This window comes from Vibrio sp. 10N.261.52.A1, from assembly GCF_002876325.1.
Lineage (GTDB): Bacteria > Pseudomonadota > Gammaproteobacteria > Enterobacterales > Vibrionaceae > Vibrio > Vibrio chagasii.
Window position 1 is genome coordinate 12,680 of record NZ_MCYD01000590.1, and the last position, 15,347, is coordinate 28,026.

General features: G+C 44.5%; 9 protein-coding genes. All 9 read right to left on the minus strand.

From position 1 onward, the window contains the following. Window positions 1-45: 45 nt before the first annotated feature. Window positions 46-1,491 (minus strand): metalloprotease TldD, encoded by a 1,446-nt coding sequence (tldD, locus tag BCT81_RS10060; RefSeq protein ID WP_052880149.1) that lies wholly within the window; start codon window positions 1,489-1,491, stop codon window positions 46-48. Window positions 1,492-1,510: 19 nt separating this feature from the next. Beyond that, on the minus strand, window positions 1,511-2,323 hold the full coding sequence (locus tag BCT81_RS10065) for a carbon-nitrogen hydrolase family protein (protein ID WP_102424042.1): 813 nt from the start codon (window positions 2,321-2,323) through the stop codon (window positions 1,511-1,513). 65 nt (window positions 2,324-2,388) lie between these two features. Continuing rightward, complete coding sequence (locus tag BCT81_RS10070) at window positions 2,389-6,261, minus strand: YhdP family protein (RefSeq protein WP_102424043.1); 3,873 nt, start codon at window positions 6,259-6,261, stop codon at window positions 2,389-2,391. A 10-nt stretch (window positions 6,262-6,271) separates the two neighbouring features. Beyond that, window positions 6,272-7,741, minus strand: a complete 1,470-nt coding sequence (gene rng / locus BCT81_RS10075; RefSeq protein ID WP_102424044.1) for a ribonuclease G — start codon at window positions 7,739-7,741, stop codon at window positions 6,272-6,274. A gap of 20 nt (window positions 7,742-7,761) precedes the next feature. Further along, window positions 7,762-8,364 (minus strand): Maf family protein, encoded by a 603-nt coding sequence (locus tag BCT81_RS10080; RefSeq protein ID WP_102424045.1) that lies wholly within the window; start codon window positions 8,362-8,364, stop codon window positions 7,762-7,764. Window positions 8,365-8,371: 7 nt separating this feature from the next. Further along, entirely contained in the window at window positions 8,372-8,860 is a 489-nt protein-coding gene (gene mreD / locus BCT81_RS10085) for a rod shape-determining protein MreD (RefSeq protein WP_019826951.1), read from the minus strand. Further along, on the minus strand, window positions 8,850-9,737 hold the full coding sequence (mreC, locus tag BCT81_RS10090; RefSeq protein WP_008220573.1) for a rod shape-determining protein MreC: 888 nt from the start codon (window positions 9,735-9,737) through the stop codon (window positions 8,850-8,852). Before mreC ends, mreD begins: the two co-directional genes overlap by 11 nt. A 94-nt stretch (window positions 9,738-9,831) precedes the next feature. Beyond that, a complete protein-coding gene (locus tag BCT81_RS10095; RefSeq protein ID WP_004740843.1) occupies window positions 9,832-10,875 on the minus strand; it encodes a rod shape-determining protein in 1,044 nt (347 codons plus the stop codon). A 150-nt stretch (window positions 10,876-11,025) separates the two neighbouring features. Further along, on the minus strand, window positions 11,026-15,231 hold the full coding sequence (locus tag BCT81_RS10100; RefSeq protein ID WP_241908188.1) for a DUF6701 domain-containing protein: 4,206 nt from the start codon (window positions 15,229-15,231) through the stop codon (window positions 11,026-11,028). Between the last annotated feature and the right edge of the window lie 116 nt (window positions 15,232-15,347).

Sequence of the window (15,347 nt, forward strand, 5' to 3'; positions counted from 1 at the left end):
TTTTCAATTCTATTTTTGTGCTAACGCTGCTTCAGCGAGCCTGATTTACTCAGTACCACCAACCGTTAACGAATCTAGCTTCAATGTTGGTTGACCAACACCCACTGGCACGCTTTGACCAGCCTTGCCACATACACCAACACCACGGTCGATACTTAGATCGTTACCCACCATAGACACCTGCTGCATCGCTTCGATACCAGAGCCGATCAGTGTTGCGCCCTTAACGGGATGAGTGATCTTACCGTTCTCAATCATGTAGGCTTCAGAAGCTGAGAATACAAACTTACCAGACGTAATATCTACCTGACCACCACCGAAGTTTGGTGCGTAGATACCTTTATCGACTGTCGCAATAATCTCTTCTGGTGTGTGCTCACCCGGTAGCATGTAGGTGTTCGTCATACGCGGCATTGGAAGATGCGCGTAAGACTCACGACGACCGTTACCGGTTGGTGCAACACCCATTAAACGAGCGTTCAGCTTGTCTTGCATGTAACCTTTTAAGATACCGTTTTCGATCAACGTGTTGTACTGACCGTTAACACCTTCATCATCGACGTTCAATGAACCACGAAGGTCAGTCAATGTACCGTCATCGACAATCGTACATAAGCTTGAAGTAACTTGTTCACCAACTTTACCAGAGAATACTGAAGACTCTTTACGGTTGAAGTCACCTTCTAAACCGTGACCTACCGCTTCGTGCAGTAGAACGCCCGGCCAACCAGAACCAAGAACCACAGGCATTGCACCAGCAGGCGCGGCAACGGCTTCAAGGTTAACAAGCGCTTGGCGAATCGCTTCATCAGCAAATTGGTAAGCAACTTGAGTACCTTTGTCATCGCTTAGGAAGAAGTCGTAACCAAAACGGCCACCACCACCAGCACTACCACGCTCACGGCGATCGCCTTTCTGTGCAAGTACACTGATTGATAGACGAACAAGCGGACGAATATCGCCTGCGTAGGTACCATCCGTCGCAGCAACCAGCATCTGCTCATGCACACCACTTAAGCTCACTGAAACTTCCGTTACCATAGGTTCTTTAGTACGAATGTAAGCGTCCAATGACTTAAGAAGTTCTGTTTTTTGCTGTTTTTCCCAGCTTGCTAGCGGGTTAACTGCATCATAGTAAGTTTGGTTAGCGTTGCGCTTGAAGGCTTGCACCTTGCCATTTTGACCTTGCTTCGCGATACCACGAGCTGCAATAGCACTTTGCTTTAGACCATCGAGTTGGATTTGGTCAGAGTAAGCAAAGCCAGTCTTTTCGCCAGATACTGCACGAACACCCACACCGCAATCGATATTGAAAGAGCCGTCTTTAATAATGCTATCTTCTAGCACCAAAGATTCGTGCCAGCTTGACTGAAAGTAGATATCAGCATAATCAATTTGGCGGGTAGCAATGCTCGCCAATGTATCTGCGATATTTTGCTCCGTAAGCCCTGTTGGGTTCAGTAGCGCTTCTTCAATTTGATTAATGCTCATAGATGGCTCTTGTTTGTAATTAAAATTGATTGGTAAATCGAGTGTGTTGTGTGATTGGCATATTTTGCCTAATGGATTCACAACTGGATGTGTCTATCTCGACCACCATACTTTTAGGATCTTGGTCTAACTGTGCGACCACTCTTCCCCAGGGATCAACCACCATAGAGTGTCCCCATGTTTCTCTTTGGCAAGGGTGCTTACCACCTTGCCCTACCGCAACAATCCACGATTGTGTTTCGATTGCCCGGCATCTTAACAGTGCTTCCCAGTGCGCCTGACCAGTTACCGCAGTAAATGCGGCTGGTACCACTATGATCTGCGCGCCTTGCTTGCGTAACTCTGAATACAAGTGAGGAAAGCGCACATCATAACAAATACTTAAACCTAAGTGACCAAAAGGCGTTTCCGTTGTCACAACTCGGTCACCTGGAGTGAAAATATCAGACTCTCGATAGCACTTGTGAGCATCAGCGACATCCACATCAAACATGTGTAGCTTGTCATAATGAGCCACTAAGCTGCCAAAGTCGTCTATCACCAAAGTCGTGGTGGTGACACCTTTCGCTGTGCTTATCGGCATACTGCCCACAATGATCCAAATACGATGAAGCCTAGCTAACTCAGCCAGTTTTTTCTGCAATGGACCACCATTCAATGGCTCGGCATGCTGGTGATAATCCGCTTTGCTACCGAATACCAATGCATTCTCTGGGCAAACGACCCATTTAGCCCCTAACGCCTTACACTTGGCTATCTCTTGGGCGAGATAATCAAGGTTGCAGTCAGGGTCTGGGCCCGAAGTCATTTGAATCAAACCAACACAATCCATGTGCACTGTTTCTCCATTCATTATGATTCAGAAATCACTATTTATCTGTATATTAGGGCTTACTTTTACTCTGCCAACTTTCTTAGATTTTCTGGAAGTTGGAACTCACCAGAGCTACGTGAAAGCTCACTTACCGTTGGTGAATCCAGAGGACCTTTCACCGAGTAATTAACCTGAGTAAAGACCTCAACAACCGGTGAAATCACCGTGGTTACCGCCAATACATACAACGCTGTTTGAGGCGTTACCGCAAACGCTGTTAGCACTGGAATACCCGATGTGATATCTGGCGTAAAGTTTACTTCTGCATCTACCTGACGAGTATTTAGGTTAGCGATACCTTTGATCTTCATCTCACCCGCCACGGCATCCATGTTCAGGTCATTGGTCAAGAAGATACCGTTTTGAATCTCGCCCGTGCCTGTGATGCTGTTAAATGCCATACCTTTATCAAACACATCTGAGAAATCGAGTTGCATCTTACGGATGATCGAATCTAAGCTAAACAAACCAAGTAAGCGAGCCGCCCCGCTCACATCTGAGATAATACCTTTACCGAACTTGGTTTTTACATCACCATCAAGTGTATCCATCTTGATACCCCAAGGTGAACCGTCCCAGTCAAGTTGAGCTTCTAGCTCAAACGGTGCTTTTTGAATTCCCGAGGTGATGCCAAAGCGCTCCATCAACTCACTGTTGTTTTCACCTTCAACGTCAACTTTCAGCGATGAATGACTCTGGTCACCATTCAATTCCCACCAGCCACTAACATCCGCTTTGTTGCCGCCGCTGCGTACCTGAATTTTTTTCCACGCAATGCGATTGTCTTCTCTAGCCAATTCAACATCTACCTTGCCAACTTTATAGCCTTGCAGCCAGAAGTCGTTGAGAGTTAACTTGAGATTTGGCATCACATCATGAATCTTTCGATCCAACTCAGAGATCAACGGTGCTTCTTGCTCTTTACGTTGCAGCAATGGCTCTTGCTTTGATTTATCGCTCCATTCAGGAACAAACAGGTGCAAGCGATCCAATGACACGGTTAAATCATAAGGAGGCAGATAGTTAATATCCCCTTCTAACTCTTGGCTCGATACTTCCATTTGCCAAGCTTGTTTATTCTTGCGTGCACTAAAATCAACATCATTCCAAGCAATACCACCAAGAATCAGCTCTTTACTTTCAAAAGTCACACGACTTGGCGCTGGAATCGTTGGTGTGTTCATTTGGCTTAAAACAGCAGTTGATGGCTGTACCGGCTCCATGATCACCGAAAGCCAATCATCAGCATTAAACTTATCGGTACGAATCAATGCATGGTGCCCAACCACAGGGCTAATTTTATAGCCGCCTCGACCTAGCACTAGGTTGGTCGCGGTTAACTCAGGCACATCACCTGTGATATCAATTTCAGCTTGGTACTTGGTATTCGGCAACTGCAAACGCGCAGTAATCGCTTCTTGGTTACCCGATGCTTGTAGCCTTGCAGAACCACTCTCTAATGACTTTTTCGCCAGTGGGTATGGGTAATCGCTCGCGAGATATTTTAGGTCAGACTGTAAATCTAATTGGTAAGTAAAACCGATATCATTGAGTTGAATATCAATCTGACTTTGCCATTGTGCATGACCAGATAGACGACTCAACCATTGCTCTCCAATATAAGGCTCTAAAGGTTTCACATCCCAATCGCCCAGAACGTCAATATCAACTGCATAGCCAGGGCCATCATTCTGCCCTTTAAAATCAATAGAGATGCCTTGTTTAAGCAAGTCTGCCGCTAAACCATTCGCTGTCACAACATCATTATCAAACTCGATACGACCCGTGGTGTTTTCTAACACCATTGGTGGCGCTTCAATTTCAACATGGTTGCCGCTTAGGTCAGCGTAACCCCACGCTCTGGCTTCTTTATCAGAGTCGAATGGGATATTAAGCTGGAATTCGGAAGAGACATCACCGCTAACTTGCAGTGCGGTTAACGCAGCACCCACGGAGTCAACCAGTGGCGAAGCCGTCATGTAATCACGTACCGCATTACCTGACGCGGTGGCCTTTGCTTCTATCTCGATATGGCCGCCTTCACCCAAATAAGGAATACGACCTGTGATTCGATCGGCAGTCACATCCATTAATTGTGCAGAGCGAGAATCGAGATGCATCGCATCATTCTCAAACAATAGATCAAGTTGCAGGTCTGTAATCAGCGGCCACGCAGTATCAAAACTAAACTTGGCGTCTTCTAATCCAACCCAGATTTGGAAAATACCATCGTGATTCGCGTATGGGTATTGAGCCAATTCACCATGCCACAACAGTTTGACAGTATCTGCCTTACCCGCTTGAATCGCAGTAGATAGGTAATCAGTCAGGTCTTGCCCAAGCGCTAAGGTCGGTAGGTAACGCCATGTTTCGCCAACGTTGTAAGCGTCTGCTTCACCATAAAATGATAAGTAAGGGCTCGCATCTTTAGGGAAATCTAATCGAAACGCACCTAACACTTGTAAATCTGGCGTGGCTGCCGTGACTTTATCAGACCAAAGCTTCCAGCCGCTCTCGTCTTGCTGCCATACAATATCAACTTGACCTTGCTTGATGTTTAAAGGCGCTTGGAAAACATCGCCATACGGGAATACATCGTCAATAACATGTAGGCTGGCTTTTGCTTCGGTCATAGAGCCGAACACGCTACCAGAAATTTGGCTAAAGCCCGGCACTAAATCCCATTGCTCAATCGCAAGATCAGAAAAACTGGCGGAGTAACGTAGGCTCTCGATACCAGATTCCATAGATAGACGAATATCAGATACCGTACCGCCCGGAGACAGCACATTTATCATCTTGGTTGACTCTTCTGAGTCTGGCAGCAGCTTGATAAGCGGCGTAATCGTCGAGATATCGAGCTCAGACACATTAAGCTGCCAAGGGCCTTGTTGCCACTTAAATGCGACATCGAGTTCGGGCCACGGCGTATCATCGGTTCTCAAGTTAAGTGAGTGACCATTTACTTGCCAACCATCATCGATAGGAGACAACTTAAACACGCCCGATTCAAGCATCAAGTCATGCTTGCCATCTTCGTTCCAGGTCAATTCTGAAGGCAGCACTTCGACGTAGGCACTTACTGGCTTGCTATTACGTAGCGTGAGCCAGCTATTTAGGCTCACGGTCCCCGTTTCAATGCCAGACTCAGCCTGCATGTAACGGGTTAACCAAGGTTTAATCGAGATGTTATCTGCGCTGACATAAAACTCACCAGTTACATCTGTCAGTGAACCGCCATCAATAAAGTTAGCGCTTACTGACAAAGAGTTGAGGTTGGCGTCTTTGATGCTCACCACACCTTCTGCGAGGTGGTGTTTGCCAGAGTTTTGCCATTTTAAAGTTTCGATATCAAGCTGACGCTCTTCATCAGAAACAGCACGATACAAAATGGTGGAATCTTTCGCGGTGACATCGACCAAGGTTTTCAGCAGCAGATTATCGAGCTCCTTCATCACACGCTTAGAAGACCCGGAATCTTTGAGTTTGTCAGTCTCGTTTTGCCCAGCAAATAGGTCAATAGAGCGGATATCAAGATACATCTGATTCATGACCAAATCGGCTACAACCGGACGCATTTGAACGAGCGATTGAATCAAGTCAAACTCGACTTCAACACGCTCAACAGAGAAGGTCACATCTTCTGCATTAGGAAGGCTGGCTTTTACACCTTGCAGTGCTATGGAGGGGTGAGTGTTACGCCAAAAACCACCCACGTCTTGAATAGAAAACTCAAAACCGGAATGTTGATTTACCCAAAGCTCAATTTCAGATTGATACTTATTTAAATTGGGTAAGGCTACACGCAGTGTAGTAACAGCAATGGCTAGCGTTACTAAGAGAGTAACCACTAACCATAAGCATGCACGTAGAATCAGAGTAACGCTTGAGCTCACAAAATTTCCATTACATCATAACAACATCAAACTGCTCTTGTATGTACAGAGGCTCAGCCTGGATTTTAACTTGTTTACCAATAAACACTTCAAGCTCAGCAAGCGCATGAGACTCATCGCCCTCTAACGCTTCAGCAACCGCTGCAGCAGCATAAACCACAAACTTGTCAGCGTCGTAGGCACGGTTGACACGAGTGATCTCTCGAAGTATCTCATAACAAACGGTTTCAACTGTCTTCACGCTGCCACGACCTTCACAAGCAGGGCAACTCGAACACAGAATATGCTCAATGCTTTCACGAGTGCGCTTACGCGTCATCTCGACCAAACCAAGCTGTGTGAAGCCATTAATATTGGTCTTTACACGATCTTTGTCTAGCGCACTTTCTAGGGAAGTTAGTACTCGCTTACGGTGGTCTTCCGACAGCATATCGATAAAGTCGATAATGATGATGCCGCCTAAGTTACGTAAACGTAGCTGACGAGCAATCGCTTGTGTCGCCTCTACATTGGTATTGAAAATCGTCTCTTCTAAATTGCGACGACCGACAAAGGCACCGGTGTTGATATCAACTGTGGTCATGGCTTCCGTTTGGTCGATGATCAGATAGCCACCAGACTTGAGTTCAACTTTACGATCCAGAGAGCGCTGAATTTCGTTCTCAGTATCGTACATGTCAAAGATAGGCTTATCCCCTTCGTACAGCTCAAGCTTATCAGTTAGCTCTGGCACGTATTCAGAAGTAAATTCTTTGAGATTTTCATACTCAAGGCGCGAGTCGACCTGAATTTTGCTCAGTTCCGTTCCCACGAAATCACGTAAGATACGTTGACTTAAACACAGCTCCCCATACAAACGAGTGCGTGCTTTATGCTTACTACGACGCTCTAACACCTTTAGCCACAAACGCTTCAAAAACGCCGCGTCTTGTGCCAATTCATTCGAGTCAGCACCTTCTGCAGCAGTACGGATAATAAAGCCACCGTGTTCATCACAGTAACGAGACACGACCTTCTTTAGGCGATTACGCTCTGATTCGCTATCGATACGTTGAGAAACACCAACGTGGCTCGCCCCTGGCATAAACACCAAGTAACGAGATGGCAGGGTGATATCAGTGGTTAGGCGGGCACCTTTGGTACCAAGCGGGTCTTTGACGACTTGTACCACAATGTCTTGCCCTTGACGAACAAGCTCTGAAATGTCGCGAACCTGAAATTGCTTCTTTTCGTTTTCAGCGACACATTCAGTGTGTGGAACAATATCAGAGGCGTGTAGAAAAGCTGCTTTCTCCAGACCGATATCCACAAACGCGGCCTGCATTCCCGGAAGAACACGACTAACGCGACCTTTATAGATATTTCCTACGATTCCGCGTCGAGCGTCTCGTTCGATATGGATCTCTTGAAGAGTTCCCCCTTCAATCATGGCCACGCGAGTTTCACTCGGGGTCACGTTCAGCAACAATTCAGCACTCATGGTGCACCTCAGATTAGTAATTATAAGAATTCTTGCAGTAGCTGGTCCGTTTCAAATAAAGGTAAGCCGACAACGGCATAATAACTACCTTCGATTCGGGTGACAAAGCGCCCCCCCAAACCTTGGATCCCATAGCTACCGGCTTTATCGCATGGCTCCCCTGTTTGCCAGTATTGTTCTATTTCTTTTTCACTGAGGGGTTTAAACCATACGTCGGTAATAACGATTTCTGTTTTTTGTTTTTCTTGTGAAACCACTGACACAGCCGTCATCACTTGGTGACGTCCATTCGCTAACTGAAGCAGCATACGCTTAGAGTCAGAAAAATCCGCGGGTTTCTCGAGCACTTGCCCTCGGCTAACGACAACCGTATCAGAACCAAGCACTACAGTATCAGAACCAGAAGCGCACTGCTGCTCTTCAGAAGGTTTCGCAGCCAATAAAGACAACGCAGCTAAGGCTTTATCTAAAGATAGTCGCTTAACGTACTCTTCGGCGGTTTCTTGAGTGTGTTTACACTCTTCAACATCGGTGACTAAGACAGAAAACTCATAGCCGAGTTGAGATAATAATTCTTTGCGGCGCGGCGAACCGGATGCCAAAACTAAATGTTTCTTTTGCATTGTCATGTTACCTCACATGCCAATGGCGACGCACACGTCTCATTAACAAGAACATCCAAGGCCAAAGTATACAGTTTATCAATGCACTCCATAACGATAATGGATTGAAAACGACATCTTGGATCAAATATTCACCGAAGAATATCAGCACCTCAAACAATACCGTTAACGCCGCAATTATCATGGCTTGTTGCCACAGCGCCATATTACGAATTACGAGGAAGTTTAACGCAACAATGTACATCACGATTGCCATCATCATGCCTCGAATACCTAATGTCGAACCAATCAAAAGGTCCCACAATAGGCCAAGAATCAAAGCGCTGCCCACGTTAACACGGTGCGGCAAAGCCAGAACCCAGTAACAAGTCACCAGCAGTAACCAAGACGGTCTGAACAAGTCTAAACTGCCTGGCCATGGAATGGTTTGCAGAATAAGCGCGATCAATAATGAACAGCCAATTACTATCTTGCTTCTTAAAACGCTATTGGCCATTTTCATCCTCTAACATTGCTTGCTCTATGTTGGATTGATCGGTTTGTTTCTGTTTGTTTTCGTCAGGCCACACAAGCAGCAGATATCTAAGCTTATCAAACTCAACCACAGGTTCCGCTTTGATTACCGCAAACTCACGTTTCGGATCGTAATCAACCTTAGAGACATAAGCGACTGGGTAACCTTCTGGATAAACACCACCAAGGCCTGACGTTACCAAGAGATCTTCTTCCTGAATGTCAGTACTGGTCGGAATGTGCTCTAGCTGGATTTCATCAATCATGCCATTACCAGAAGCAATCACACGGATATCGTTACGGATAACTTGGACGGGAATCGCATTGTTTGCATCCGTCAGCAGCAAGACTCGGCTATTGTGAGCCGCAACAAACGTAACTTGACCAACAATGCCTTTCTCGTTGATCACCGGCTGACCTTCATACACCCCATCAATCTGACCTTTATCGATCACAACTTGATGACGGTATGGAGAGGTATCAACGGCCATAACTTCAGTAACGACTTTCTTTTCATCACGGATAAACGGAGAGCCTAATAGCTTACGAAGGCGCTTATTTTCTTCTTGATATTGCTCAAGCAGAATAAGCTCGCTCTTCAGTCGCAAGACCTCTCGCTTCATATTATGGTTTGATTCGATCAGTCCTTTACGAGTGCTAAAACGGTCGTATACACCGTCAAACATCGTACGAGGTAGGTTTGCTGCATATTGAATTGGGGCAACCATGCTGTTCAATAGATAGCGGACATTTGAGAAAGCATCTAAACGACTATCAGCCAGCATAAGGCTGGCTGATAAAATTACAGCAAAAAACAGGCGCAATTGTAGAGAGGGACCTCTACCAAAAATTGGCTTCATTCTATATTTGATCCTAGAGCTACATTTGATCCTATAGACAAGGTCCTAGGCTCTTTACATAAAACTAGATAATAAAAGAGCCTAACACTAGATATTATTCTTCGCTGAACAGATCGCCGCCGTGCATGTCGATCATCTCTAGGGCTTTACCGCCACCTAGAGCAACACACGTTAGTGGCTCTTCTGCAACAACAACAGGGATACCTGTCTCTTCTGTTAGCAGACGATCAAGGTCTTTAAGCAGTGCACCACCACCTGTTAGTACCATACCGTTTTCTGAGATGTCAGAAGCAAGCTCTGGTGGACACTGTTCAAGTGCAACCATCACTGCCGATACGATGCCAGATAGAGGTTCTTGAAGTGCTTCAAGGATCTCATTTGAATTTAGGCTAAAGCTACGAGGCACACCTTCAGCAAGGTTACGACCACGAACTTCGATCTCTTCTACTTCATCGCCAGGGTAAGCTGAACCGATTTCGTGTTTGATCTTCTCTGCCGTCGCTTCACCGATCAAGCTGCCGTAGTTACGACGAACGTAGTTGATGATAGCTTCATCAAAACGGTCACCACCGATACGCACAGAAGATGAGTAAACCACACCGTTTAGAGAGATAACCGCAACTTCAGTAGTACCACCACCGATATCAACAACCATTGAACCCGTTGGTTCTGATACGCGTAGACCAGCACCAATCGCTGCAGCCATTGGCTCATCGATTAGATAAACTTCACGAGCACCAGCACCTAGCGCAGATTCACGAATAGCACGACGCTCAACTTGCGTTGAACCACAAGGTACACAAACCAAAACGCGAGGACTTGGTTTAAGCACACTGTTGTCATGCACTTGTTTAATGAAGTGCTGAAGCATTTTTTCCGTTACGTAGAAATCAGCAATTACGCCATCTTTCATTGGACGGATCGCTGAAATGTTACCAGGCGTACGACCAAGCATTTGCTTAGCAGCGTGGCCCACAGCAGCGACACTTTTTGCAGAACCCACACGATCTTGGCGAATAGCTACAACTGAAGGCTCATCAAGAACAATGCCTTGGCCTTTTACATATATAAGGGTATTGGCAGTACCTAAGTCAATCGATAGGTCGTTTGAAAACATGCCACGAAGTTTTTTAAACATATTCTTCGCTCATCCTGCAAGAATTAGAAGACAAAAATTGCACTAAATGTACCAATGCCTTGCTGTCACGGCAAGGCATTGAAGTATAAACATGGACTGAAATCCGCAATTTCTTACAGATTCCTAACTTAACCATCAAAAAATATATTATTACTGACCTGTTAAGCCGCTTTCACCTCGGTAAATAACACGATCGTTACCACGGTAGATGCCAAATGTGACGACGGTGGAAGGATCTTCATCACCACATTGTTCATCTCGATCAACTCCGCAGGTTTTTCCTCTCCAGTTATACTGCAACCACGGCTGTTGCTCATGTGCTGACGAACACGATATTTCGTTTTCCTCAAACCTCTTAATTGGTTTAGAAACTCCCATTCTTAACCACAAACGAACTTGTTCACGCGGCGTATCTGTACCTGCAGGCGTATTTTGATTCGCAGTGACCTCTTCTTCACCGTTATCAACGCTGCCACTGCCATTAAGCGAAGCTAACGTAGTTATCGCCCCTTCACTGTGCCAAATAACTTGTTTACAAGCTTTTGAACCATCAAAGGCGCTGCGATTATCATCATCGTTGACGACAAATTCGCTGCCATCCCAGAACTCAGTGCGTAATGGAATAGTTAAGGTACTGCCTGAGTTACCGCCAATATCATCTAGAGCCATTCGACCATATCGAGCAGGAGGTTGAACCAGAAACTCTGCAGAGTCTGTCAAAGTATCAGAATCAGTAAATGACACAGGATCAACGCCGTCTACCGTTAAGCCGAAATGGGTAACTGTAGAATTAGCATCCGATGTATTAAAAGGATTATCCTTGCGGCTAACACTATCAGAATCCGTAACTCGCTTAAGAACAGCGGCACCATCGTTCAACAACCAATGCTTGCGATCAGTAGACCAAGTACCTGCCCCTGTATCCAGTAAGAACTCGTTATCGATAGCTGTGTCATCTAAAACACCAAATTTCGCCTGTAAGTCTGAATGGAAGAAACGATAATTGTTAAGCGCGTTGCCGACACCGCTTTCACCTGATGCCATTGGGTACACTTGATGAACGCTTGAGTCATAAGGCTGACTTAAATAAGCAATATCGTTTTGATTCGCGACATTCCATTCAGGGTTCTCTTGCAGGAAGTATTTCGGATAAAAGCGGCCGATGGACTTACTTCCATTAAAGCCACCTAAAATGGAGCTGTAAAAGCTCCCGGTTTCAGTTGCAATAAAGTTAAAACTACCCGCTTCTGAATATTCTAAGTTCTTAAACTTATAGCCATTATCAGAAAGTACTATATCGGAGCTAGATTGAGTTAGTTGACTAGTCGGCTCTAAGCTACCTAATACTGCACTACTGTTACTAGGTGTATCTAATGTATGAGTTGCTCCCACCGCACCTGCAGAAAGCAAATAATTTTTTGTTACCAAGCTATTATTACATTGCTGACTTGCATCACTCGTGAACCGAATAGGTTTAGCATACACGTCAAACTCTTCCCCAGCAGCAGCAAACGCACTCCCACTACTACTGTTTCCATCAGAGTTGTTGTTCGTGCAGATTGCAAATTTCCAAGGTCGGACATAGACATCAACGACACCTTCTAATGCATCCCAACTTTCACCGTCATTATCTTCACAATCATATCCTGTAGGGCATTCAAAAGTAGGATCGGAAAGTTTGAAGCTAACCTTACCAGCTTCGCTGTAAATAACTGAACCAGTAGTTTGAGCGGAACTGTCAAATTCAAAGATTACCGAGGTATCACTCCAGTCGCTCTTACTTTTTACCAATAAGTTTCCATCAACTGCTCCTTGAGCAGAGGTAGGGTTCACCAACGAAAAGTCCGATACAGCAAGGTTTTTATCACCTTGATAACCTGAAACCAATGTTGCTTCGTCACCTTTGCAAGCTAATACTTTCAAATCAAATGTCGCAGCCTGATCGGCTACCGCATATACATCACTCGCTTCAAATTTATAGAGCGATACTAGAAAATCACCAGAGTCATTTTGGCTTGAGTCGGAAGCTAATTCAGCCTCAATTTTATAAGTCCCAATTGAGTCAGCATCCAAACCGAGCGTTAATATTCCTGATGAATTTGTCGAATAAGAATTACCACCGTTATGGCGTCCCTCAATAACACTATCAACGGTTATGCCGGTAGGTATCGTAAGATAAACTTCAACTGGCACCGTGGCTGGGCTCCCTTGAGAATCAGTTATGGTAACTGTCACTTGTGGAGTTTCACACAATAAAGAGAAATCTTTGTCTGGGTTTAAATCCAATTGATAACTCGCAGGGGGGCTGTAACAACTATTCTGTCCTAAGATCACAGTATTGGCATCATGTATAGTTAAGCTATTGGTTATAACAGAACCTCCGATCGTTCCACCATTATTAAACTGGATCGAATCAAATAAAATATGCGCATTAACTATTGCCCCTGATGCGATGTTGAATGTGGCATCAGCCTCAGGGCCATAGAAAATCAAATCATCACTAACGTGATCGTTGTTCACATCTGCCGGGCTATTAAAGATTAATGAATCTTTTATTAGTATCGCCGACTTAGAGCTCACCTTAATCGTATTATTCGTACTATTAAACTTTAGTGTCTTGAAATAATGATAGGTATTTGCTCCAACCGCCAAAGTCACATTTTCACTGTTAGATGTGAGATTTCCGATATACACTTTTTTATTTGCTGGGAATCGATATTCAACTGGGTAGTCAGAACCACCATATCCTAAAGTTAATGACTTAAGATCCACATTTATATTGATCACGCCATCGCCTTGCCCTACGGGGTGGCATGTATCGCCTACTAAAGCAGCCTCACAACTTCCGGTCTGATCAATTTCATCAGGTCTTGAGTTGCTGAATACCACATCACCGTTTAACTCTGGAAAGTTAATTGGAGGGAGTTTACTTGCGTCAACCTTTTCACCACCGGTAACACAAGTACCACTCTGACACGTGTACTGGTAATTAGAATAATCAGTTAGTCGGTCAAAGCCCATCCTGATATCTTGGCAATTACTTTCGCTTGGAGAGCAAGATTCACCACTCCATCCGCCGATGAAATACTTTAAAGGCTCACCATTAGGAAAATTGGGGGCATTATTGAATGTTACTTGAGAATTATTCTTCCAAGAACTCGCTGGAGCAGGAAATATCTCACAAATATCAATTGAAATATCGTCAACTTCAAAAGCAAAATAACCAACCTCTTCAGGTATATGTGTGCGGTCTCTAAAGTCCTCATCAACAACAAAGCTAACTTGGTTCGTGTTAATGTTACATCGACGTAACCAACCTCCATGTCCACCAGCCCTCTCTTGTTTATTAGCTATGATCCCGTCAATATTAGTGAGAGAAGTTGTGGCGTATTTATCTTCACAGCCATCCAACATTGGATCATTACCATTTTGACTAGGCGTATCATACCCTCTTGCAAACTGAACCTTATACCCATCAACCTCAAGGCTAGAGTTAGTCGGCAATGTCGCTAAAAACGCTATTTTTTCATCTTCATAGTCGAGATTACTGTTGTGAGAGGCACTCAGCTCTAAAAATAGATCAACATAAGATCGCTCATTAGTTCTTTTTACCTTTCCTGATGTCATCCATTTCGTACTGTTATTCCTAGTTTGGATCTGATGTAACACGACTGGATTTGAAGAAAATGTACCACCACCAAAATCACTGTAGAGAACTCTATCATTATCGTTTGAACCAAACTTTGCACTTGCTTCATCTGTCTCTATGTAACCAGCAATTACTTGATGTCCATTAAAATCAGCAACACCGGGTTCAATGGCAAGGTAGCTTACCTCTGTCATTGGTTGGCTGTTTAAATCAGGTCCCCAACCGTTTTTGGGCGCTTTTACCTGCTCGATAGTGGCTTCCGTTTTCGTAACATTAGTCACAACTAACGTTGCTGGAGCATCTAAGTCAGGATTATTAGAAGTAATAGTAGGCATGACGAACACAAGTGGTGTATTCGTGAAAGGTTTATTTAGAGGAATCTTACATTCTGAGCCTGCACATTGCGCTACACCAAACTGGTACTTTGCATCTTTTGAATAAATCGGTGGCTCTTGACCACAATGAACTGGGCGCTTACTAATAAGTTTCGCTGAACCTTTTATGTCCACATCCTTCGATGTAATAGACCCTGTAACTGTTACAGACCCTTTTAATTCGACATGATCAGTAGACACTAAATGAGCGTAAACATTACCCTGACCTTTAAGGTGCAGATGTCCGTCGCCTTCATAATCATCTATACCAATAAGGAAGAATTCATCTGAATTGTTGTTGCGTTTGAAGTCAATATTACCATTGTCTTTCAAGTCGAGCTTGTCTACATATAGATTTACGTCACCTTCAATTCTTAAAGTTGCATTGCCTTTTATTTCAAGTTTGTTCCTAATGTAATAATTGCCAGTTGTTAACGTATATACATCAT

What these genes read in the sequence shown, in the direction of transcription:
- tldD (WP_052880149.1), bottom strand. Translation starts at nt 1,491, where the DNA reads ATGAGCATTAATCAAATTGAAGAAGCGCTACTGAACCCAACAGGGCTT.
- BCT81_RS10065 (WP_102424042.1), bottom strand. Translation starts at nt 2,323, where the DNA reads ATGGATTGTGTTGGTTTGATTCAAATGACTTCGGGCCCAGACCCTGAC.
- rng (WP_102424044.1), bottom strand. Translation starts at nt 7,741, where the DNA reads ATGAGTGCTGAATTGTTGCTGAACGTGACCCCGAGTGAAACTCGCGTG.
- BCT81_RS10080 (WP_102424045.1), bottom strand. Translation starts at nt 8,364, where the DNA reads ATGCAAAAGAAACATTTAGTTTTGGCATCCGGTTCGCCGCGCCGCAAA.
- mreD (WP_019826951.1), bottom strand. Translation starts at nt 8,860, where the DNA reads ATGGCCAATAGCGTTTTAAGAAGCAAGATAGTAATTGGCTGTTCATTA.
- mreC (WP_008220573.1), bottom strand. Translation starts at nt 9,737, where the DNA reads ATGAAGCCAATTTTTGGTAGAGGTCCCTCTCTACAATTGCGCCTGTTT.
- BCT81_RS10095 (WP_004740843.1), bottom strand. Translation starts at nt 10,875, where the DNA reads ATGTTTAAAAAACTTCGTGGCATGTTTTCAAACGACCTATCGATTGAC.